Origin of the sequence: Bradyrhizobium sp. LCT2 (assembly GCF_009931255.1) — a bacterium.
GTDB lineage: Bacteria > Pseudomonadota > Alphaproteobacteria > Rhizobiales > Xanthobacteraceae > Bradyrhizobium > Bradyrhizobium diazoefficiens.
This window is the reverse complement of record NZ_CP034432.1, coordinates 1,005,030-1,026,868: the sequence shown is the minus strand read 5'-3', so window position 1 is coordinate 1,026,868 and position 21,839 is coordinate 1,005,030. Positions and strand designations below refer to the sequence as shown.

Below are 21,839 nucleotides of genomic sequence, written 5' to 3'. Positions count from 1 at the left end.
CCTAACCCAGAGTCTCGACCAGGCGGTGCAGCGCCTGTGCCGTGGTCTCGCCATCCTGCACCAGCGCGAGGCGAATGTAGCCTGCGCCGGGATTGAAGCCGTCGGGCTGGAGCCGCGCCAGATAGCTGCCGGGCACCACGCGCACGCCGGCTTCCTTGAAGAGCCTGAGCGTGATCGAAACGTCGTCGCCGAGCTCGGACGTGTTGAGCCAGACGCAGAAGCCGCCGTCGGGCCGACGATAGCCGTAGCGATTGCCGATGATCTGGTCGGCGAGGTCGAACTTGATCCGGTAGAGCCTGCGGTTCTCCTCGACATGCGCTTCGTCGCCATAGGCGACGGTGGCGACATGCTGGAGCGGCACGGGCACCTGGGGCGCTGCGATGTTGCGCAGCTCGAGGAACATGCCGATGAACTTCTTGTCGCCGGCGGCGAAGCCGACGCGCAGGCCCGGCAAATTGGAGCGCTTCGACAGCGACTGGAACGCAACCACGCGGGTGAAGTCGGGGCCGGCACATTCGAGCGCGCTGCCCGGGGCCTCGCGGGTGTAGATCTCCGAATAGCATTCGTCGCTGAGGATCACGAAGCCGTAGCGGTCGGCGAGCTGCTTCAACCGCTTGAAATAGTCGGGCTTGGCGACCGAGCCCTGCGGATTGGCGGGCGAGGCCAGATAGAACGCCACCGTGCGCGCCAGCGTCGCCTCGTCGATGGCGTCGAGATCGGGCAGGAAGCCGTTCTCGACGGTGGTCGGCAGATAGACCGGCTCGCAAGCCGCTGCGCGGGCGCCGGCGCCGTAGACCGGATAGAACGGGTTCGGCATCAGGATGGCGGGCTTGCCGGGGCGCGGGCTGACATAGCGTGCGGCCGTGATCGCGGCGAGGAACAGCCCCTCGCGGCTGCCATTGAGGACGAGAAGCTCGCTCGCGGGGTCGAGCGGCCGCGGCAGCTTGAAGCGCGACGACAACCAGGCGCTCGCGGCTTTCCGGAACGGCTCGGTGCCCTGGTTCATCGGGTAACGGCCGAAATCGGCGGTGTGCTTGGCCAAGACCGGACCGACGAAATCGGGCACGGGATGCTGAGGCTCGCCGACCGCAAGCGTAATCAAGGGCTTACCCGGCTGATGGGGTCCCAACAGCTCGTTCAGCCGGACGAAGGGCGAGCGTTCGGAATCGGAGCTTCCGCTGGCCTGCGGCGCACGGGATGAAGCGGTCATAGCCATTCTGGACGCCAGCACTCTTGGAACAGCCAGTCGCACCAAGGCGCCGGCGGGAAGCGGTTCAGTTCACCATAGATAGGGCGAGGTTAAGACGCGATTAACCATCGGCCGCCGCCCCCGTCCAGAGCGGGAATATTGAGGCCGGATAACAACGGGATGGGTGGGCTAGGCTACAGGGCCGGCTGGTTCCTCGACCTCTCCCGCTTGCGGGAGAGGTCGCGCCGAAGGCGGGTGAGGGTTCTCTCCGCAGAAGGACTGTCCCGATGTTGAGACACCCTCTCCCCTGCCCTCGCCCTCCCCCGCATGCGGGGGAGGGAGCGCGCCGTCATCGTGGGCTAATGCCCCGGCAGCTTCTCGAACGTCGCCATGCCGGCGGGGATCGCGTGGAATTCCTGCTTGTCGCAGGTGTAGATCGCCATCTGCGGATGGAACTGCTCGGGCTCGTCCAGCGTGCCGACCTTCAGGATCGCTGCGGGGAGGCCCGGAACCTTGGTTACCAGATGCGTGCCGCATTCGGGGCAGAACTCGCGCGTCACGGCGCGCTCGAGGTCCTTGCGGGTGAACTGCTTGGGCTGCCCGATGATGTAGCTGAAGCCGGCCACCGGCATCGCGATGAAGGTGTTGGGTGCGCCGCCCGAGATGTACTGGCACTCGCGGCAATGACACTGCGCCTGCATCATAGGGTCGCCCTCGGCCACGTAGCGCACTTCGCCGCAATAGCATCCGCCTTCCAAACGCATGACGACCTCCCGGTTTGTTGTTCGTTGTGGTCGATATTTCTGCGCCGGCAATCTGGAATGGCAATCCTTTTCTTTGCTTCTTTGCCGCGCGGCGCAAAAAGAAAGGGGCTCCAGCTTGCGCTGGAGCCCCTCAACGGTCGGGGCATTGCCGGGTATGTGCCCAAACCGTAGTTGTGGACGCGGTCTCCGGGGAGACCGTGCCCGGGAGGAGACGTTACATGTTGTAGGCGCGCTCGGTGTGCTCGGTGATGTCGAGGCCTTCACGCTCGCTCTCGACATTGGCGCGGAGGCCAACGATCACATCGACGACCTTGTAGAGGATCGCCGAACCGACGCCCGACCACACCAGCGTGGTGCAGACGCCCCAGAACTGGGACACCATCTGCGCCGCGAAGTCGTAATCGGCAACCTTCGGCGGGATCGCCGTGTAGTCGATGATGCCGGCGCCGCCGAGGGCGGGGTTCACCAGGATGCCGGTACCGAGAGCACCGACGATGCCGCCGATGCAGTGCACGCCGAACACGTCGAGGGAGTCGTCGTAGCCGATCGCGTTCTTCACAACGGTGCAGAAGAACAGGCAGACCACGCCGACCACGAGACCGAGGACGATCGCACCCATGACGCCGGAGAAGCCGGCGGCGGGCGTGACGGCCACGAGACCCGCGACAGCGCCGGAGATGACGCCGAGCACCGACGGGTGACCCTTCACGATCCACTCCGCGAACATCCACGACAGCGCGGCGGCTGCGGTGGCGACGAAGGAGTTGGTCATGGCGAGGGCAGCGCCGCCGTTGGCTTCGAGGTTGGAGCCGGCGTTGAAGCCAAACCAGCCGACCCAGAGCAGCGAGGCGCCGATCATCGACATGGTCAGCGAGTGCGGAGCCATCAGCTCCTTGCCGTAGCCGGTGCGCTTGCCGATCAGGAGAGCGCCGACGAGACCTGCGATGCCGGCGTTGATGTGCACCACGGTGCCGCCCGCGAAGTCGATCGCGCCCTTCTTGAAGATCCAGCCGGCGTCGGCGTTGATCTCGTCGAGCTTGGCCTGCGCCGCGGTCTTCGCCGCCGCATCAGTCGCCGCAGCCAGAGCCTTGGCAGCGTCCTGGATCGCGTCCGGGCCCGGCCAGTACCAGACCATGTGCGCGATCGGGAAGTAGATCAGCGTGACCCAGAGCGGGATGAAGAGAGCGATCGCCGAGAACTTCATGCGCTCGGCGAAGGCGCCGACGATGAGGGCCGGCGTGATCGCCGCGAAGGTCATCTGGAAGCACATATAGATGAGCTCCGAGATGTTGGCGTCGACCGAGAAGGTCGCGGCCTTCGAGTCGGTGGTGACGCCCATCATGAAGGCCTTGGAGAAGCCGCCGATGAAGTCGGAACCGCCGGTGAAGGCGAGGCTGTAGCCGTACACGGCCCAGATCACGGTGACGACGCAGACGTGTAGAAGACCTGCATCAAGACCGAGAGCATGTTCTTGGAACGGACGAGACCGCCGTAGAACAGCGCAAGACCCGGGATCGTCATCAACAGCACGAGGACTGTCGATGTCAGCATCCAGGCGTTGTCTCCCTTATTGACCGTTGGCTCGGCATAGGCTGCGGTCGCAGCGAACAGGCCGACTGCGAGAGCCGCCAATCCCGCGCCATAGGGACGCTTGAACGTCATATTATTTACTCCTGATTGGATAAGGTTGAGCGCGAAATCAAAGGGCCGCGGCATCGGCCTCGCCGGTGCGGATACGAACCGCATGGTCGAGGTTGATGACGAAGATCTTGCCGTCGCCGATCTGTCCGGTTTTCGCGGCGGACGTGATGGCGTCGATGGTCTTGTCGACCTGGTCGGAGGCGACAGCGACCTCGATCTTGATCTTGGGCAGGAAGCTCACGGCATATTCAGCGCCGCGATAGATTTCCGTATGGCCCTTCTGGCGGCCATACCCCTTGACTTCCGTCACCGTGAGACCGTGAACGCCGATGGCGGTCAGGGCGTCACGGACTTCTTCCAGCTTGAATGGCTTAATAATCGCCATAACAATTTTCATGGGTCCTATCCCCGCTTGGGCCCGGTCCGGACGTGGCCGGGCGTTTCTCGACTGGTTCGCCACGAGGGAGAAGTTTCACTACGCGGGCACAGCCACGCCCCCTAGAATCAAATGCCGTGCCAGAACGGGCGTGTTGCCTAACGGATTATGAAAGCGGGGGTTTTCGCGTTTGACGGGTATCGCAGTGCAGTGCGCTATTACGTCGCGCTCAAGAACTGGTCACGACTGCTTAAAATGAGGGCACGACAGGCTGCCGACACAATGTTGCTCACGTGTCGGGCAGCTGGAAGGTATCTAATTATGGGCAAAGCTTACTGAAGTGCTTCGCCGTGCGGCGAAATACCGAACCCCTCGAGCTCGTGCTCACGGGATGCGCGCAACCGGCCGAGCCGCTCGGGCAGAACAAAGCTCGCCGGACGGTATCCGGCCGAAGCCGCCGTCGGACCGTCAGGTAGCGTCGCGTTCCGCAAAGACCCGGTCGATCAATCCCCATTCGACCCCTTGCTGTGCAGTCATGAAGTGGTCGCGGTCCAAGGTTCGTTCCACCTCCGCCTCAGTGCGCCCGCAATGCTGCGCGTAGAGCCGGGTGATGCGCCGCTTGGTCTCCTGCATTTCGTTGGCATGGATCAGGATGTCGGACGCCTGGCCCTGGAAGCCGCCGAGCGGCTGATGCACGTGAAGGCTCGCATTGGGCAGCGCGGCGCGGTGACCTCGCTCGCCGGCCATCAGCAGGAACGAGCCCATCGAGCGCGCGGTGCCCATGCACGGCGTATGAACCGGCGCCTTGATGAACTGCATGGTGTCGTACATCGCCAGTCCACTGGTGACTACGCCGCCATAGGAATTGATGTAGAGATTGATCGGCCTGTTCGGATTCTCCGCCTCCAGGAACAACAATTGCGCGCAGACCAGTCCGGACATCGCATCATTGACCTCGCCGTTGAGGAAGATGATGCGCTCGCGCAGGAGCCGCGAATAGATGTCGAAGGATCGCTCGCCGCGGGCAGATTGTTCGACAACCATAGGGACGAGCTGAAGCATGTCGCGCATTGGCGACCTCCATGTCTGCAGGTGATGAAGTCTTTTGCTGTCAGGCCGCCATCATCAGGCGGCAATTGGTGTTGGCCGGCTGCGGCAGTTTCGCGAGGTCGTCGCAGGCTTGCTGGATGATGCGGAAGCGGGTGCCGCCGTCCTCGTTCGGCTCGATCCGGAAGATGACGTGGCTCTCGCGAAACGGCGGCTCTGAATCGCGAAGCCGGTAGCGCACCTCTTCGCCTGCGATCGTTGATTCCGGCTCGGCGCCCGCAAGGTCGCAATCCGGCAACCAGCGCTCGCGCAAGGCCGGAATGGTCACGGCGCGCCAGACCTTTGCCGGCGGCGCATCGAAATCATATTCAAGCACCAGGGCTTCGTCGGGACGATCAGGCTTCGCGGCGTCGCTCATCGGTCCAGGTCCTTATTAATCCAGGTCCTTATTGATCCATGTCCTTGAGGAGATCGGCGAGTGCTTCCATGCGCTTCGGCCAGTAGGCGCGGTAGCGCGCAAGCCATGCCCCGATGGCGACGATTCCGTCCGGGTCGACTTCGTAGTTCACAAAGCGGCCCTGCCGCTGTTCACGCACCAGACCTGCCGCACGCAGCACCGCGAGGTGCTGCGACATCGCCGGTTGGCTGATCTCCAATCCGTCGCGCAAAGCGCTCGCATTCAGGCTTCCGCCAGCGAGCTTCTCAAAGACCCTTCGACGCGTCGGGTCGGCCAGCGCCTTGAAGATGTCGGCTTCGATCATGGCAACACATAAGCATACACTTATGTGATGTGCAAGTCCTGGGCTTAGGCTGGTCGATGCTTCGAACCGCTCGCCCGCAGCTTACTGCAGCGCCTCACCGTGCTGCGAAATATCCAGTCCCTCGAGCTCGTGCTCACGGGATACGCGCAAGGGCACGAACAGGCCGACCAGCTTGAGCAGGATGAAGCTCACGCCTGCCGCCCAAACGAAGGTGACGGCGACCCCATAAAGCTGGATCAGAAGCTGCCGCGGATGGCCTTCGAGCAGGCCGGCGGTGCCGCCGATGGCGCTGGTTGCGAACACCCCGGCGAGCAGGGTGCCGGTCAGCCCGCCGATGCCGTGGACGCCGAACACGTCGAGCGAATCGTCATAGTCGAAGCGGTGCTTCAGCCAGGTGCAGGCCCAGTAGCAAACCGCCCCGGCGATGATGCCGATGACGATGCCATGCCACGGCGCGACGAAGCCCGAGGCCGGCGTGATGGTGCCGAGGCCAGCGACCGCGCCGGAGATCATGCCGAGCACGGAAGGCTTGCGCCGCGTCGACCATTCGATTGCGCCCCAGGTCAGCGCGCCGGAGCAGGCCGCCAGATGGGTCGCGATGATCGCCAGCACCGCGCGCGAATTGGCCGCGCCGGCCGAACCGCCGTTGAAGCCGAACCAGCCGACCCACAACAGGCCAGTGCCCATCACGGCGAGCGACAGATCGAACGGCGAGAGATTTTCGGTGCCGTAGCCGTGGCGGCGCCCCATCACCTTGGCGGCGACGAGGCCGGCGGTGCCGGCCGACAGATGCACCACGAGGCCGCCGGCGAAATCCAGTACGCCCATGCTGGCGAGGAAGCCGCCGCCCCACACCCAATGCGCCAGCGGAATGTAGACGAAGATGAACCAGGCGACGGAGAACAGCAGATAAGCGGAGAACCGCATGCGGTCGGCAACCGAGCCCGCGACCAGCGCCACCGTGATGATCGCAAACGTCATCTGGTACAGCATGAACAGCGATTCCGGGATGGTCTTCGCCGCCGGGTTGACGCTGTCGAGCGTCATGCCCGCCAGGAACCAGCGGTCGAGCGTGCCGATCCAGGGGCCGTCGCCGACAAAGCAGAGCGAATAGCCGAACGCGACCCAGAGAATCGAGATCATCGTCACGGCGGCAAGGCTCTGCGCCATGGTGGCGAGCACGTTCTTCTTGCGCACCATGCCGGAATAGAACAGCGCGAGGCCGGGGATCGTCATCATCAGCACCAGCGCGGTGGCGACGATCATCCAGGCGGTGTCGGCGGTGTTGATCTCGGAACCCGCGGCCTGCGCGGGCGCGGCAATGATCGACATAAGTCCGGCCGGCGCAGCCATAACGGTCGCGCGGCGCAACAATCCCGCCATGTCATTTCCCCCAGCATAGAAATTGCGTCGCAGCTGTGGCGTCGTTGCCCGGTACGATCGAAGAAGAAGTCGTTTTTAGAGCGCGTCGCTGTCGGTTTCGCCGGTGCGGATGCGCAGCGCGTGGTCGATCGGCGTGACGAAGATCTTGCCGTCGCCGATCTGTCCGGTGCGCGCCGTGGCGGTGATCACGGCGACCGCCTTGTCGGCGACGTCGGAGGCGACCGCGATCTCGATGCGCAGCTTCGGCAGGAAGTTCACGACATATTCCGCGCCGCGATAGATCTCGGTGTGGCCCTTCTGGCGGCCATAACCCTTTACCTCGGTCACGGTCATGCCGTGGACGCCGATCGCCGTCAGGGCCTGGCGGACCTCATCGAGCTTGAAGGGTTTGATGATCGCGACGACGAGTTTCATGGTCAGGCCTATTCCCCGGGATGCGCCGCGCCGTATGTCCCCGGCGCAGCGTCAATCTGGCATCTTTCCGGGCAAATGGCATAAAAAAGTTGCAGATTGAAGCGGAAAAACGTTTGGCGTTGTGAACGGCCGCCTCTGTACAGGGCAGCCGTTCATCCGTCACAATGCATTTTTGGCATGGATGCGGTGAACCGAAGCGTCCCAGCCGGTACATAAGTATGTTTGAGGGGGACGTTTCATGGCGAGTTGGTTCTACGCATCCGAGGGCAAGCAGCAGGGGCCCTTTCCCGAAGGGCAGTTCCGCGACCTCATCGCCCAGGGCGTCGTGCGCCCGGATACGCTGGTGTGGACCGAAGGCATGGCCGGCTGGCAGAAGGCCGCCGAGATCCCCGGCCTGGTCGGCGGCGGCGCGCCGCCGATGATCCCGGCCGGTGGTCCGCCGACGATGGGCGGCCGCGGCAATGGTGGCGCCGCCGGCGGATCACTGTCGGTCGATTTTGGCATCCTCGAATTCACCTGGCGTAGCATCGTGATGCTGATCGGCATGTGCTTTGTCATCCCGGCGCCGTGGGTCTTCGTCTGGTACACAAAATGGATCGTGCCTTGCGTGAAGGTCCCGGGACGCCCGAACCTCAGCTTCACCGGCAATGCGATGGCGCTGGTGCCCTGGTTTTTCGGCTTCATCGTTCTGGCGATCGCGATCGGCTTCATCGGCAGCCAGTTGCTGAGCAACCTGCTGTTCCTCGTGCAGATCGTTCTCTACTGGCTCCTCATCAAATGGATCGTCGCGAACCTCGCCTCCAATGGGCAGCCGCTCGGCCTCAGCTTCACCGGCTCGGTCTGGGCCTATGTCGGCTGGAATCTGCTGTTCGCGATCTCGATCATTACCATCATCGGCTGGGCCTGGGTTGCCGCGGCTCAGATGCGCTGGTTCTGCCGCAGCATTGAAGGCACGCGGCGCGAGATCGTCTTCAAGGGCAGCGGTCTTGAGATTCTCTGGCGCGGAATCGTGGCCGCAATCCTGTTCAGCCTCATCATCCCGATCCCGTGGGTGTATCGCTGGATCATGAACTGGTTTGCGTCGCAGACCGAGCTCGCCCCCCGCGGCTCCCTCTAGGCGTTATGCCCTCCGCTCGCGCACGGAGCCTTCCTGCGCGACGGAGGCGACCAGCGTGCCGTCGGGCTTGAAGATCGAGCCGCGGGTCAGCCCGCGGCCGCTTCGCGCGCTCGGCGAATCCTGGGCGTAGAGCAGCCATTCGTCGGCGCGGAACGGGCGGTGAAACCACATCGCGTGGTCAAGGCTCGCCGGCATCATGCGCTTGTCGAACAGCGTGCGGCCGTAGCGCGCCATGATCGCATCGAGCAGCGAGAAATCCGACGCATAGGCCAGCGCGCACATGTGCAGCGCCGGATCGTCGGGCAGCTTCGCCGCGGTCCTGATCCAGACGTGGATGCGGCCGTCCTCGATCTTCTGGCCGAAGTAGCGGCCGAGCTCGACCGGGCGCAGCTCGATCGGACGGTCGGATTCATAGTAGCGGCGAATGAACTCCGGCATCTCCTTGAACAGCGGCTGCTTCGCCACTTCCTCCGCCGTCAGCTTTTCCGGCGGCGGCACGTCCGGCATCTTGTCCTGGTGATCGAACGCGCTCTCCTCCTCGGCATGGAACGACACCATGATCGAGAAGATCGCGTTGCCGTGCTGGATCGCGGTGACGCGGCGGGTCGAGTAGCTCTTGCCGTCGCGCAGGCGCTCGACCTGGTAGATGATCGGGATCTGCGGATCGCCCGGCAGGATGAAATAGCAATGCAGCGAATGCGGCAGCCGGCCCTCGACGGTGCGGCAGGCCGCGACCATCGCCTGCCCGATCACCTGGCCGCCGAACACCCGCTGCCAGCTCGTCTTCGGACTGTTGCCGCGGAACAGGTTCACCTCGAGCTGTTCGAGGTCGAGGATCGAGATCAGGTCGATCAGGCTTTTGGACATGATTGTGCTTTCGAAAATCTCGTCATTCCGGGGCATCGCGCCAGCGATGAACCCGGAATCCCGAGCGATAACCTCTGGATTCCGGGTTCGCGCTTCCGCGCGCCCCGGAATGACGGAATTGGGCCGTTCCGCCCTTGTTTCACCGCACTGTTTCGCCCACCTCAAGTCTGCTAGCAAGACCAAGAACAGGCGAAGTATTGGCCGGGAAGCTTGGTATGTCGGTACAGGGTAGCATTGTCATTGGCGGCGGCGCGTTTGCGGGCCTGGCGCTGGCCTTGGCGCTCCGCCAGGGGCTCGGGCCCGAGATTCCCGTCATCGTCGCCGATCCCGCGCTCAGCACGCGGCCGAGCCGGGACCCGCGCGCCACCGCGATCGTCGCGGCCTGCCGCCGCCTGTTCGAGGCGATCGGTGCCTGGGACGACGTCAGGGGCGAGGCGCAGCCGATCCTCGACATGGTCGTCACCGATTCCAAGCTGGAGGACGCCACGCGTCCGGTGTTCCTGAACTTCGCCGGCGACGTCGCGCCGGGCGAGCCCTTTGCGCACATGGTCGAGAACCGCCGCCTGATCGACGCGCTGGTCGTGCGTGCCGAGGCCGAGGGCATCGATCTCCGCGCCACCACGGTCGCCTCCTACGACGCGCGTTCCGACGGCATCGACGTGACGCTCGGCGACGGCAGCGTGATCGCGGCCAGCCTGCTGGTCGCCGCCGATGGTGCGAGGTCGAAGCTGCGCGAGCGCGCCGGCATCGCCACCAATGGCTGGGAGTATGACCAGTCCGGCATCGTCGTCACCGTCGGCCATGAGCGCGATCACGAAGGCCGCGCCGAAGAGCACTTCCTGCCCGCAGGTCCCTTCGCGATCCTGCCGCTGTCCGGAAAGCGCTCCTCGCTGGTCTGGACCGAGCGCCGGGCTGAGGCCGCGCGCATCATCGCGCTCAGCGACGAAGAGTTTCACGGCGAGCTCGAGCAGCGCTTCGGCCTGCATCTCGGCGAGGTCAAGGCGCTCGACAAGCCGCGCGCATTTCCGCTGTCCTATTTCGTGGCGCGCTCCTTCATCGCCGAGCGCCTCGCGTTGGTCGGCGATTCCGCCCACGTCATCCACCCGATCGCGGGCCAGGGCCTCAACATGGGGCTGAAGGACGTCGCCGCGCTGGCCGAGGTCGTCGTCGATGCCGCGCGGCTCGGGATGGATCTCGGCGCGGCCGACGTGCTCGAGCGCTACCAGCGCTGGCGCCGCTTCGACACCATGGCGATGGGCGTTGCCACCAACTCGCTGAACTTCCTGTTCTCCAACCAGTCGACGCTGCTGCGCACCGTGCGCGACATCGGCCTCGGTCTCGTCGACCGCGCCCCGCCGCTGAAGAATCTCTTTATCCGCCAGGCCGCAGGCCTGACGGGCGAGGTGCCGCGGCTGCTGAAGGGCGAGGCGCTGTAGTTCTTATCCTCGCTGGCGCTCCACCCTCCGCTCGTCGTCCCGGACAAGCGCGCCCCAAGCGCGCGCAGGTCCGGGACCCATACGCCGCAGCAATAGTTTTGCGAAGACACGGAGTTACCAGCGTCGCGCCAAACCCCTCCCTGGGGTTATGGGTCCTGGCCTTCGCCAGGACGACATCGCGATTGTTGCGCGGCCGCTGCGCAAGACTGCGACCTCAATCGATCTTCCGCGCCTCTTCCGGCAGCATGATCGGGATGCCGTCGCGGATCGGGTAAGCGAGCTTGGCGCTGCGCGAGATCAGCTCCTGCTTTGCGGAATCGAACTCCAGCGGACCCTTGGTCAGCGGGCAGACCAGAATCTCCAGCAATTTCGGATCGACGCTGGTTTCGGGGCGTTCGGTGGGCGCGTTCATTGTGGTCTCCGGCGATCGGCTGCCTCTAGCACAGAAATTCGCGCCCGCCGAGTGACCCGTTCCATTGGAACGGGTCACTCGGCAGAGATCATCCGTAGCAGGTCGTCGAGCAGGCCCTGGAGCCGTGCCACCGGCACCGGCGGGCCCGACAGGGCGAAGCCGAGAAATGTCCAATAGAGAATCTGCGCGCGAGCCTGCGCCGTCGCCGGGTCTAGCCCGCGCTTGTCCAGGAGCTGCTCAATATAGTCGAGCCTGCGGCGGTCGATCGCGCGCACCGCGGCTTGCGCGGCGGCATCGAATGCCGCCCAGTTGCGGACCGCGCGTTCGAGATCGAGCCGCGCGCCGAAGGACCTGCGCAGCAGCGCCTTCAGCGGCTCGTCGCCGGCGGCTTCGACATCGGCAATGATCTGCTCGGCCGCGATCTCGCGCCAGCGTTTCAGCACGGCGGCATGGAACGCGCCGAGATCGGCGAAATGCCAATAGAAGCTGCCGCGCGAAACCCCGATGGCCTTTGCCAGCGGGTCGGCCTTCAGCGCCGTGAAGCCGCTTTTCGCGAGCGCCTTCAGCCCCTGTTTGATCCAATCGTCGGCGGAGAGCTGTTCGGTCATGCCAGGTTCCCGGAACTTGACCATACACTAGTGTATTGACAGGCGGCAGGCCAGCCCCTATGTCTCCATACAGTTATGTACGGAGATATCGATGCGTGATCTGTTGCTCCAGTGCGCCGGCGTCCTGACCATCGTCGTGGCCCTCATCCATGGCATCCTCGGCGAGACCAAGGTCTTTGCTCGCGCGAGCATCGAGCCGGAACGGCTGCGCACCCTGATCCGCCTGGTCTGGCAGGCATCGACCGTCGCCTGGATCGGCGGCGGCGTGCTCCTGGTCGCGGCGCCCTGGATGGACTCGGCGCCGGCGCGCCACTGGATCGTCATCACCATGGCCTGCGTGTTCGGTTTCTCCGCCTTCGCCAACGCATGGGCGACACGCGGCCGGCACTTTGGCTGGATGGCGCTCAGCGCCGTCGTTGCCATGACGGTTGCCGGCTATTGAGCTCGCCGTAAACGCCTTCCCGCTACGGCGAACGGCGAGCCGTTACAGATGGAGCTTCAAGCATGGCTCTGACACTCGTCACCGGGGGCACAGGCCATCTCGGCCGGGATATCGTCGATCGCCTCGTTCGCAGCGGACGTCACGTCCGGGTGCTTGCGCGATCGCCGGGCACGCGACCGGACGTCGAATGGGCGATCGGCGACCTCGCCACAGGCGCCGGGTTGCGGGACGCGCTGCATGACGTCGACACGGTCATCAACGCGGCGACCTATTCGCCGATCGCGCGGCGCGGCGGCATTCGCCCGAAAGACTTCTTCACTTCGCCCTCCGCCGTGGACGTCGAGGGCACCGGGCGCTTGCTGTCCTCCTGCGGGGAGGCCAGGGTGCGGCACTTCCTCCACGTCTCGATCGTCGGCCTCGATGAGGCAACCCTGCCCTACGCGCGGGTCAAGCTTGCCGGCGAACGGCTGGTGCGTGCATCGGCTCTGTCCTGGTCGGTGGTTCGCGCGATGCCGTTCTACTATCTGCTCGACAGCCTGCTCTCGGGCCTCGCCTGGCTTCCGGTGTGGCCGGTGCCGACGACGCTGTTCAATCCCGTCGATACGTCGGATGTCGCCGACCACGTCGTGGCCTGCGCCTTCGACGGGACGCGTGGCGAGCGCGCGGAGATTGGCGGCCCCGAAGATCTCGAGCTTGTCTCGCTAGCCCGCCGGTATCAGGACGCCCGGGGGCTGCATCGGAAAATCCTGCCGATGAATCTTTCGGACGCGAAGGCGCGCGGCATGGGCTTCGTCGTCAGCCAAGGCGTTCGCGGACGGCTCTCCTGGGCGGACTGGCTGCAACGCAACTACCCCGCTGCGCGAAGCGCGATCCAGGGATGACCAGCCCGGCCGGCTGCGTGCCTCCGTCCCGTGAGACGTAAGGCCGCAGCGGCCGTTCAAATGCGTGCTGCATGCGGAGAGCGCTGATCTTTCTCGGATCGTTAGAATATCTCTAAAGCGAACCGGCTCCGAACGGCATTGACTTCATCATGTGCTTTGCTTCCTTCCGTCCCGCTTCGCGGCTTCCCGCGCAGCGCTCACGACAAAGGAGGAGACGTTCGTGAAGGTCATTCGTGTTGTTGCCATGGTACTGACGATCGGGATTGGCACGGGATCCGCCGCCATGGCCGACGGTTTCAAGAACTGCACCAAGCTCGACAAGGCGTCGTGGAAGCCGGCGAGCGAAGCCGAAGCCAAGGCCAAGGCGCTCGGTTACGAAGTGCGGCGCTCCAAGATCGAAGGCTCGTGCTATGAGGTCTATGGCGTCAAGGAAGGCAAGCTCTACGAGCTGTTCTACAGCCCCGAAGATCTCAGCCTGAAGCACACGATCGCGAAATGACTTGCGCGAAATGACCTGCGCGAAGTGATCTGCGCAAAGTAAGGCTTGAGGGTGGTCTTCGCTTGATCGAAGAAGCGGTGCCAGAAGCGCGCGGGGCGTCCGACAGGAGCCCCGCGGATCGAACTGCTCCGCGCACGATCGCGGTCTGGGACCTCCCGTTGCGCCTCTGGCACTGGGCCCTGGCGATCTGTGTTCTGGCCGCGTGGTTCACCCCCACCGTCTTTGACCGCCTGCACCGCATCGTCGGCTATACGGTGCTTGGGCTCCTGGCCTTCCGCCTGGTCTGGGGTTTTTGGGGAAGCCGCTATTCGCGCTTCCGCATGGTCGGCGTCAGGCTTCGCGCGGCGCCAGGCTATCTCTGGAACCTGCGCCGCGGCATGACCGGCCGCTACATCGGTCTCAATCCCGCCGGCACGTTGATGCTGGTGGCGCTGCTGGCATCGCTCGCCGTCTCCACGATCACGGGAGCGATGTCGGTGACCGTCACCTTCTTCGGCGTCTGGTGGGTCGAAGACGCCCACCATTATTCATCGGACGCGGTCATCGTCCTGGTCGTGCTGCACGTCGTGGGCGTGGTGCTGATGGGGATTCTCCAGCGCGAGAACCTGATCCGCGCGATGATCACCGGACGCAAGCGCATCCGCACTCACCTCTAGACGTTCGTTGCCGATCACGGCGCACGTCCGCCGGCCGTCGATGGCGCAAATTTCCGCAGATCGAATTGCACGGGCCGCGTTAACCCGCTGGTAATCATGCAATCAGGCGTTGCACAAAATTAACGCGAAGAACGTCTAGGCGATCCACCATCGACGATATTGACGAGGGGAGCGCTATTGGATGTTCCGTGTTTTTTCCTGCCTTACGGCCGAACACGATTGGCGTCTCGTCCTGCTTGCCGGCTTGGTGTGCTTCGTTGCAAGTATCGTTGCGGTCAGCATCTTTCATCGTGCGGTCGCCTCGCGGGCCTGGGCGCGGTTGATCTGGGTTGCGATTGCCGGCGCCGCCATCGGCTACGGAATCTGGGCAACGCATTTTGTCGCGATGCTCGCCTACGAGCCCGGCGTCCCGACCAATTACGGCCTCGTTCTGACGGTGCTGTCGCTCGCCGCGGCGATGATCCTGACCTCGGGCGGTTTTGGTGTTGCCGTCAACAATTCCGGCCAGTGGCGCGCAGCTGCCGGTGGCGGCATTATCGGCGCGGGCATTGCAAGCATGCACTATATCGGCATGTGGGCCCTCGAGGTCCCGGGTCGCGTGACCTGGTCGCCGGGGCTGGTGTTGATCTCGATCGTCCTCGGCATGGTGCTGGGCTACGCTGCGCTCGCGGTTGCCCTGGGCCACAAGGACAAGTGGGGGACCTTTGCTGCGGCGCTGCTGCTGACGCTCGCCATCGTGTCGCACCATTTCACGGCCATGGGGGCCGTGCAGATCGTTCCAGACCCTACGCTGGCAAGCGATACATTGTCGCTTTCTCCGACCTTCCTCGCCGTGGCAATTGCGGGCGTGGCCCTGTCGGTGCTCGGGATGAGCTTCGTCGGCGTGCTGGCGGATCGCCGCCTTGCGACCAGAACCAGCAGATTCGAGCAAATCATCAGTGAGCTCTCGCTCGCCCGGCAGCAGGTGGAAGATTCACAACAGGAAATCCAGGAGCAGAAACTCAGGCTCGATACGGCCATCAACAACATGGTCGAGGCCCTGTGCATGTTCGATGCGGAGAAGCGACTTGTCGTCTGCAACGAGCGCTATGCTCGACTCTATCAGCTGCCGCCGGAACTGTTGAGGACGGGGACACCGCACGCCGACATCATCAGGCATCGCGTCGTGACCGGCATCCTCAAGAGCGACACCAGCGAAGGCGCTGCCGAGCAATTCCTCTCGAAACTGGCTGCGTTGCCGTTCGATGCAGTCTCGAGCAGAATCGACGAGTTCACGGATGGTCGGTTGATCTGCGTGACGCGGCAGCCAATGGCCGGCGGCGGGTGGGTGGCTACGCATCTTGACGTCACCGAGCAGCGCCGGTCCGAGGCCAAGATCGCTCATATGGCACAACACGATGCGTTGACCGATCTGCCGAATCGCGTGCTGCTCAGGGAGCGGATGGAGCATGCCATCGCGGTTACGCGCAATGGCGGCCTCGATCTGGCCGTGCTCATGCTCGATCTCGACCGCTTCAAGGAAGTCAACGACACGCTGGGACATCCGACGGGCGATTCCCTGTTGCGCGCCGTCGCCGCGCGTTTGCGCGAATGCACCACGGAAACCGCGTTGATCGCCCGGCTGGGCGGCGACGAGTTCGCCGTGATCGATTACGTGACCAACCCGGCCGTGGAGGCCGCCGCCCTTGCCGAGAACATCAGGAAGGCGCTTTGCGAACCGTTCGATCTTGGTGATCACCGGGTCACGGTGGGCACCAGCATCGGCATCGCCATCGCGCCGCGCGATGGCAACGATTCCGACGTGATCATGAAGAGCGCGGATCTCGCCCTCTACTCGGCCAAGAGTGGTGGACGTGGTGCATTCCGTTTCTTCGAGCCGGAACTCGACGAGCTCATGCATGCGCGACGCAACCTGGAGCGCGACATGCGGGATGCGATTGCCGGCCGTCAGTTCGAGCTCCACTACCAGCCGTTCGTCAGCCCCGCGACCGGCAAGGTCAATGGTTTCGAGGCCTTGCTACGCTGGCATCACCCGCAGCAAGGTCTGGTCATGCCGAGCGAATTCATCCCGCTCGCGGAGGAGACCGGCTTGATCGTGCCGCTGGGAGAATGGGTCCTGAGAGCCGCCTGTGCGGAAGCCGCCAAATGGCCCACGCATGTCAGGATCGCGGTCAACCTGTCTCCTGCTCAGTTCCGGAGCAAGGAGCTTGTTCCGGTCGTTATCGGCGCGCTGGCGAGTTCGGGAGTTGCGCCGCACAGGCTCGAGCTCGAGGTCACCGAGACGGTGATCATGCATGACAGCGAAGCCGTTTTCGCCGTCCTCGGCCAATTGCGCGAGCTCGGTGTGCGAATCGCCCTCGACGATTTCGGTACCGGCTATTCATCGCTGAGCTTTCTGCAAAAGTTCCCGTTCGACAAGATCAAGATCGATCGCAGTTTCGTCAACGAACTTTCGAGCGCAAGGGCAGAGGCGCGCCATCTCGCGCGCGCAGTGGTTCGTTTCGCAGTCAGCCTCGGCAAGACGACGACCGCCGAAGGCGTCGAAACCAAGGAGCAGCTGGATATCCTCTGCGAAGAGGGGTGCCTCGAAACGCAAGGCTACTATTTCAGCCGGCCGATGCCTGCATCCGACATCGCCAGGATGCTGCGGCGAGGTGCCGGCGCAGCCGTTCGCGCTGCCTGAGCAATTCAGGCCCTCACTGCAACGGCGGATCGCCGCTGGTGCGCTTCTTGGCGAGGTCCATCTCGGTCACCGCGATCAGGATCTCGGCGCGGGTCTTCAAGTCGGGCGCCTCCAGCATGGCCTGCTTTTCCGCGGGGCCATAGGGCGACATCATCGCCAGCGCGTTGACCAGCGCCTCGTTGGGCGCGCTCTCGACGCCCTCCCAGTCGACCTTGAGATTGTTGGCCTTCAGGAAGTCGGCCAGCACCGCCAGCAGCGCCTCGCGATCGACCTCGTCCTCGCCCATCCGCGCGGTGAAGTCGTCGACATAGGTGAAGAAATCCACCTTGCACTGCCGGTAGGCGGTGAGCACCTCGAGCTCCTCGACCACCTTGAAGCGCGAGACGCCGGTGAGCTCGAGGATGTAGCGGCCGTCGCCGGATTCGGCGAGCTGGGTGATGCGGCCGACGCAGCCGACGCGGAACAGCGCCGGCTTGTCGGAGTTCTTCGGCGAGTGCGCCACGTCAGGCTGGATCATGCCGATCAGGCGATGGCCGTCGCGGAAGGAATCGTCGACCATCGCGAGATAGCGCGGCTCGAAGATGTTGAGCGGCATTTGGCCGCGCGGCAGCAAGAGCGCGCCCGGCAATGGAAATACCGGAATGATCTCCGGAAGGTCGGCGGGCCCGCGATATTCGATGTTGATCGGCATCTGGTCCCCGCTGAAGTCCCGCGCGCTAGAGCATGATCCGGAGCCGGAGGGCCGCGTTGGCGCAAATTGCGAAGCGGTTTTCCGACAAGATCATGCTCCAAAAATAGCCGCGCGCCTACGAAAAGAGGATGGTCGACAGGCGCTTGCGCCCCTCGACGGTTGCATCATCCGTGCCGCCCCAGGCCTCGAAGAACTGCACGAGCTGCCTGCGGGCGCCGTCGTCGTTCCATTTGCGGTCGCGCTTGATGATCGCGAGCAGCTGCTCGGTCGCGGCTGCCCGGTTGCCCTGCGCGTTGAGGGCGGTCGCGAGATCGAAGCGCGCCTGATGATCGAGTGGATTTGCGGCGACTTTCTGTTCCAGCTCCGCCACCGGCCCCAGCTGCTCCGCCTGCTCGGCGAGATCGATCGCGGTCTGCACGGCCTTCACGGCGGGGTCGTTGCGCTTGGATTCCGGCACCATGGCCAGCGTCTGCTTGGCCTGCTCCATCGCGCCCGAGACGTGTAGCACTTGGCGAGGCCCGCGAGCGCCGCGATGTTGGTCGAATCGTGCGAGAGCACCTCGGCATAGATCTGCGCCGCGGCGGCGGCGTCGCCCTCGGCGAGCACCGCCTCGGCCTCTTGCAGGATCTCGGCGATATTGGGCTCGCCCGGCGCCGTCACGCCCTTGGTCAGCTTTTCGATGAAGGCGTTGAGCTGGCTCTCCGGCACCGCGCCCATGAAGCCGTCGGCCGGCTGGCCGTTGACGAAGGCGATCACGGCCGGGATCGACTGGATGCCCATCTGGCCCGGGATCGCCGGGTGCTGGTCGATGTTCATCTTGACCAGCTTGACCTTGCCCTTGGCCGCCTTGACCGCCTTTTCCAGCACGGGGGTGAGCTGCTTGCAGGGGCCGCACCACTCCGCCCAGAAGTCGATCAGCACCGGCTGGCGCTTCGATTCCTCGATGACGTCCTTCACGAAGGTCTGGGTGGTGGTGTCCTTGATCAGATCGGCCGCAGCCGGGCCCGCCGCTCCGTTACCCTGGTCGATGATCGTCACGGGATTCCCTCGTCTCATGTCTGGAATGGCGGGCTTTAGCACGTCGCCAATGCATATGCTTCGTTGTCGGCTCCTAAATTGGGCCGGGGCGGCCGAATTTCAATCCGTCGCGGCCGATTCGCCGGTTCCGGGGCATTTTCGGTCGATTTGGCCAATTTCGGGGTCCATATAGGCCCGAAGATACCAATCTATGCCGCCGGTAGCTGTTGCATTCCCCTCCCGCTTTTGGCATACGACAGCCGTTGCCGGCGCGTCACGCGACCGACACAGGATGCGGGTGTAGCTCAGTGGTAGAGCACGACCTTGCCAAGGTCGGGGTCGAGGGTTCGAGCCCCTTCGCCCGCTCCAATTTTTCCCAGATCGGGAGCTGTGGCTTTTCACCAGACATCCGGCCAAGTCCTTCCCGCCAACTCCTGGTTGCAGACTCAGCGCGTTGAGAATATTGCGGTTTGTAATCGCAATTGCTGGGAGGTGGCATGACGGCGCGCTGGTTGGGGGTGGTGGTTTCGGGCGACCTAGTTACCGCCGTGGATGCCGAGGTGCCCGACACCGGGCCAATCACAATTCAGTCGGATCAATCGTGGCCTCTCCAATCAGGGGACCGCGCTGATGCCTATGTGGTGATGGCTCAGCAAGTCACAGATTACGCCACGGAAAATGGAATTGACCGTGCAGTTGTAAAGGAAAGTGCGGTCAGCTTGGGGGGCACGAAGAAGGCTCACCTCGAATCTGCAGAGCTGCGAGGAGTCGTTTTATGCGCACTTCGGCGCGCCACCGAGGTGAAACTGCAATCAAAGGCGATCATCAGCAAGACTTTCGGGGAACGCAAAGTTGACGAGTATCTGTCAGATAGCGCGTTTTGGAAGAAGGAATGCGCGGGCGTGAATCTTCGAGTCGGGAGCCGCGAAGCCGCTATGATCATTCTCGCGGCGCGAAAAAAGAAATGACGCTGCGATCGAATTTGAAACTTGGCCGCAAGCTGGGCGGCGGTCACTTTGGCGAGGTGTTCGCCGGCACTGACGATGTTCATGATGAGGTCGCCGTCAAACGTCTTGCACGACTGACCGGTGAATCAGACGCGGAATGGCTGGTTCGACGAGAGGGGCATCTTGCTGAGGGACGTAGGCTTAGCGAGGCGGAACATGCCAACGTCGTTAAAGTTCATTCGCTGTTGGAAGATGAGAGCAGTGATGCTGTTTTGATCGTTATGGAGAAATGCCCGGGCGGCTCTCTTCAGGCCCTCTTCGACCAGGGGCCGATGACACTTTCCGATGTTCGTCGATATATCACCCAAGTGACAATGGGATTGGTCGCTCTCCATTCGCGCGGAATGATCCATCGTGACATCAAACCTGGCAACATACTCTTGGGCAAAAGGGACATAGCTCAGTTGGGCGACTTCGGGCTGGTGTCCGACAATATCGTGGGTGGCTACGCATCTGCGGCAGGTTATAGCGACCATTTGGCGCCTGAGGTTCTCAATGGGGGCCCGACAAGCGTCAAGACAGACATTTGGGCACTCGGAATGACCATGTACCGTCTGCTTCATGGGGCCGAGTGGTATTCAAGGTTGCCACCGCCCCGGCACGTTGTTGGCAAGGGAGGCTTCGCGAAGTCTCTTCCTTGGCTCCCGCACATTCCCCAAGCTTGGAGGACTGTGATCCGAACAATGATGAATGACGATACCAAAGCGCGGTATCAAACCGGAGCTGAGCTCTTACGAGCATATTCAAAGCTAAAGACGACGCCTCCTTGGGAGTGTGTTGTAGTTCCCGGCAACATAACTTGGACGCACGACGCGAAGGGCCGACGCTACTTTGTGGAGCTAAATGAGATTGCGCCGAAGAGGTTCGCTTGGAGCGCACGAAGCGAACCTCTCGGGAATGGTAATCGTCGGAACTTTGGATCTGGGACCGGTCTCGATCACGGAACGGCTGAAAAACAATTGTCCGCGTTGTTTGCGACGAAGCTAGGCTGAATTCTCGACCTTACGCAGTTTGCGCGGCAATAGGTAAGGACCGTCAAAGTCGCTCTTACGCAAAGGACGAAGTTCGAAGGCTTGAATTGCAAGTCTTCTTCGTTCGTCGCGGCAACGTGAACAGTAAGAATTTTTTGCGACAACACCCAGCCTTGGTCTCCAGGATCTTCCGCAGCTTCTACAGCGTGGAAGTTGAAACATGGGAGAAATCCCTACCAGAGGATGATTCGATGGAACATATAGGGAACGATGTTCGAATGTCAATCCTCGTCATTCTGAATTAACAACTCGTTAAGCTTTTGTTTCCGTCGAGCGGCGCGCCAGTTCCGGCGGTGGCTGGCTTCGGTCTCGCATGACAATTCTAGTCAACTGCTGCGCTGACCATCTCAAGGACGCGATCGGGCGCGCGCTTCGCGATGTAACTATGGAAACTGGTCACAGTGATCGCAGGAGCGGTTTGGCGAAATGCCGGTTCGCTCGTCCTTTCAGGTAGCGACACTGAAGTCGAAGTGGTTAGGCCTTCTCGTTCATTGGGGGAAACTCTCCAAATGAATCCCGGTAAGTGCTTAGCAGTACGCTTTCCGCACCACGCGCGCCGGAGGTTTCTTCGCCTTTGTAGTTGGTACGCCGCTTAGTGAAAGCCCACTGGATCATCAAGGTTTTCCAAGGGAAGCGGCGCTCAAGCTTCTCGTTAAAGAACCATCGATCGGCCACATGATGATTTCGGCGCTTGGCGAGGCCCATGATCCGGTTGCGCATGATTGACCACTGCCCCGACCCATCGCCTGCCATACCGATGTAAAGCGTGCCTGTGGGGTCTTGTGCCAGCAGCCGATCGATACCCTGGCCCTCGACGAATAGACGTACACGCCGCTCCATTCCCAGTGAGACGTACTCGGAAGGCGACTGTACCGGCTCGCAAGTTCACCCATGTTTTGCGGCGGGCACCAGTCATA

Annotated in this window: 22 protein-coding genes, 1 tRNA gene and 2 pseudogenes; 10 read left to right on the top strand and 15 right to left on the bottom strand. The window is 63.3% G+C overall.

Going from position 1 to position 21,839, the window contains the following annotated elements:
- Position 1 precedes the first annotated feature (1 nt).
- From EI171_RS05580 to EI171_RS05540, 9 genes and pseudogenes are all read right to left on the bottom strand, one after another.
- Positions 2-1,216 (bottom strand): aminotransferase class I/II-fold pyridoxal phosphate-dependent enzyme, encoded by a 1,215-nt coding sequence (locus EI171_RS05580; RefSeq protein WP_161532798.1) that lies wholly within the window; start codon positions 1,214-1,216, stop codon positions 2-4.
- Positions 1,217-1,548: 332 nt separating this feature from the next.
- On the bottom strand, positions 1,549-1,953 hold the full coding sequence (locus EI171_RS05575) for a GFA family protein (RefSeq protein ID WP_028174984.1): 405 nt from the start codon (positions 1,951-1,953) through the stop codon (positions 1,549-1,551).
- 214 nt (positions 1,954-2,167) lie between these two features.
- Positions 2,168-3,615, bottom strand: a pseudogene (locus EI171_RS05570) (ammonium transporter).
- Positions 3,616-3,652: 37 nt separating this feature from the next.
- Entirely contained in the window at positions 3,653-3,991 is a 339-nt protein-coding gene (locus EI171_RS05565) for a P-II family nitrogen regulator (RefSeq protein WP_008142813.1), read from the bottom strand.
- A 447-nt stretch (positions 3,992-4,438) separates the two neighbouring features.
- Positions 4,439-5,041 carry an ATP-dependent Clp protease proteolytic subunit gene (locus EI171_RS05560; protein WP_161532797.1) on the bottom strand — a complete coding sequence of 201 codons (603 nt, stop codon included), beginning with the start codon at positions 5,039-5,041 and terminating at the stop codon, positions 4,439-4,441.
- Positions 5,042-5,081: 40 nt separating this feature from the next.
- Positions 5,082-5,435 carry an SRPBCC domain-containing protein gene (locus tag EI171_RS05555; RefSeq protein ID WP_161532796.1) on the bottom strand — a complete coding sequence of 118 codons (354 nt, stop codon included), beginning with the start codon at positions 5,433-5,435 and terminating at the stop codon, positions 5,082-5,084.
- Between the two features lie 28 nt (positions 5,436-5,463).
- Positions 5,464-5,778 carry a helix-turn-helix transcriptional regulator gene (locus tag EI171_RS05550; RefSeq protein ID WP_011083437.1) on the bottom strand — a complete coding sequence of 105 codons (315 nt, stop codon included), beginning with the start codon at positions 5,776-5,778 and terminating at the stop codon, positions 5,464-5,466.
- Between the two features lie 81 nt (positions 5,779-5,859).
- A complete protein-coding gene (locus EI171_RS05545; protein WP_161532795.1) occupies positions 5,860-7,161 on the bottom strand; it encodes an ammonium transporter in 1,302 nt (433 codons plus the stop codon).
- 75 nt (positions 7,162-7,236) lie between these two features.
- Positions 7,237-7,575, bottom strand: coding sequence for a P-II family nitrogen regulator (locus EI171_RS05540; protein ID WP_008142802.1), 339 nt, complete (start codon positions 7,573-7,575; stop codon positions 7,237-7,239).
- Between the two features lie 238 nt (positions 7,576-7,813).
- Here EI171_RS05540 and EI171_RS05535 point away from each other — a divergent pair, with 238 nt between their 5' ends.
- Positions 7,814-8,692: a DUF4339 domain-containing protein gene (locus tag EI171_RS05535; protein WP_028174979.1), complete on the top strand. Its 879-nt coding sequence runs from the start codon at positions 7,814-7,816 to the stop codon at positions 8,690-8,692.
- Positions 8,693-8,695: 3 nt separating this feature from the next.
- Here EI171_RS05535 and tesB read toward each other — a convergent pair whose 3' ends face one another.
- Positions 8,696-9,559 carry an acyl-CoA thioesterase II gene (gene tesB / locus EI171_RS05530; RefSeq protein ID WP_028174978.1) on the bottom strand — a complete coding sequence of 288 codons (864 nt, stop codon included), beginning with the start codon at positions 9,557-9,559 and terminating at the stop codon, positions 8,696-8,698.
- 215 nt (positions 9,560-9,774) lie between these two features.
- Here tesB and EI171_RS05525 point away from each other — a divergent pair, with 215 nt between their 5' ends.
- Positions 9,775-10,995, top strand: coding sequence for a ubiquinone biosynthesis hydroxylase (locus EI171_RS05525; RefSeq protein WP_011083432.1), 1,221 nt, complete (start codon positions 9,775-9,777; stop codon positions 10,993-10,995).
- A 214-nt stretch (positions 10,996-11,209) separates the two neighbouring features.
- Here the strand turns inward: EI171_RS05525 and EI171_RS05520 are convergent, their stop codons facing one another.
- A complete protein-coding gene (locus EI171_RS05520) occupies positions 11,210-11,407 on the bottom strand; it encodes a Trm112 family protein (RefSeq protein ID WP_011083431.1) in 198 nt (65 codons plus the stop codon).
- A 74-nt stretch (positions 11,408-11,481) separates the two neighbouring features.
- Positions 11,482-12,015 carry a TetR/AcrR family transcriptional regulator gene (locus tag EI171_RS05515; RefSeq protein ID WP_038965114.1) on the bottom strand — a complete coding sequence of 178 codons (534 nt, stop codon included), beginning with the start codon at positions 12,013-12,015 and terminating at the stop codon, positions 11,482-11,484.
- Between the two features lie 91 nt (positions 12,016-12,106).
- On the opposite strand from EI171_RS05515, the gene EI171_RS05510 reads away from it, so the two are divergent.
- The 5 genes from EI171_RS05510 (at position 12,107) to EI171_RS05490 (ending at position 17,176) form a co-directional block, all read left to right on the top strand.
- Positions 12,107-12,457 carry a hypothetical protein gene (locus tag EI171_RS05510; protein WP_161532794.1) on the top strand — a complete coding sequence of 117 codons (351 nt, stop codon included), beginning with the start codon at positions 12,107-12,109 and terminating at the stop codon, positions 12,455-12,457.
- Positions 12,458-12,519: 62 nt separating this feature from the next.
- Positions 12,520-13,338 carry an SDR family oxidoreductase gene (locus EI171_RS05505; protein WP_161532793.1) on the top strand — a complete coding sequence of 273 codons (819 nt, stop codon included), beginning with the start codon at positions 12,520-12,522 and terminating at the stop codon, positions 13,336-13,338.
- Between the two features lie 220 nt (positions 13,339-13,558).
- Positions 13,559-13,837: a PepSY domain-containing protein gene (locus EI171_RS05500; protein WP_161532792.1), complete on the top strand. Its 279-nt coding sequence runs from the start codon at positions 13,559-13,561 to the stop codon at positions 13,835-13,837.
- A gap of 62 nt (positions 13,838-13,899) precedes the next feature.
- Positions 13,900-14,493, top strand: coding sequence for a cytochrome b/b6 domain-containing protein (locus EI171_RS05495; RefSeq protein ID WP_161532791.1), 594 nt, complete (start codon positions 13,900-13,902; stop codon positions 14,491-14,493).
- Positions 14,494-14,674: 181 nt separating this feature from the next.
- Positions 14,675-17,176, top strand: coding sequence for an EAL domain-containing protein (locus tag EI171_RS05490; RefSeq protein ID WP_161532790.1), 2,502 nt, complete (start codon positions 14,675-14,677; stop codon positions 17,174-17,176).
- Positions 17,177-17,189: 13 nt separating this feature from the next.
- Here EI171_RS05490 and EI171_RS05485 read toward each other — a convergent pair whose 3' ends face one another.
- Together EI171_RS05485 and trxA are read right to left on the bottom strand one after the other, a co-directional pair.
- Positions 17,190-17,867 carry an LON peptidase substrate-binding domain-containing protein gene (locus tag EI171_RS05485; protein WP_011083424.1) on the bottom strand — a complete coding sequence of 226 codons (678 nt, stop codon included), beginning with the start codon at positions 17,865-17,867 and terminating at the stop codon, positions 17,190-17,192.
- Between the two features lie 115 nt (positions 17,868-17,982).
- Positions 17,983-18,905 (bottom strand): annotated as a pseudogene (gene trxA, locus EI171_RS05480) (thioredoxin).
- A gap of 273 nt (positions 18,906-19,178) precedes the next feature.
- Here trxA and EI171_RS05475 point away from each other — a divergent pair.
- From EI171_RS05475 to EI171_RS05465, 3 genes are all read left to right on the top strand, one after another.
- A tRNA-Gly gene (locus EI171_RS05475) sits at positions 19,179-19,253 on the top strand.
- A 128-nt stretch (positions 19,254-19,381) separates the two neighbouring features.
- Complete coding sequence (locus tag EI171_RS05470; protein WP_161532789.1) at positions 19,382-19,852, top strand: hypothetical protein; 471 nt, start codon at positions 19,382-19,384, stop codon at positions 19,850-19,852.
- Positions 19,849-20,883 carry a serine/threonine-protein kinase gene (locus EI171_RS05465; RefSeq protein ID WP_161532788.1) on the top strand — a complete coding sequence of 345 codons (1,035 nt, stop codon included), beginning with the start codon at positions 19,849-19,851 and terminating at the stop codon, positions 20,881-20,883. The genes EI171_RS05470 and EI171_RS05465 overlap by 4 nt, the downstream gene beginning before the upstream one ends.
- Positions 20,884-21,396: 513 nt before the next feature.
- Here EI171_RS05465 and EI171_RS05460 read toward each other — a convergent pair.
- Positions 21,397-21,762 carry a hypothetical protein gene (locus EI171_RS05460; protein ID WP_161532787.1) on the bottom strand — a complete coding sequence of 122 codons (366 nt, stop codon included), beginning with the start codon at positions 21,760-21,762 and terminating at the stop codon, positions 21,397-21,399.
- Between the last annotated feature and the right edge of the window lie 77 nt (positions 21,763-21,839).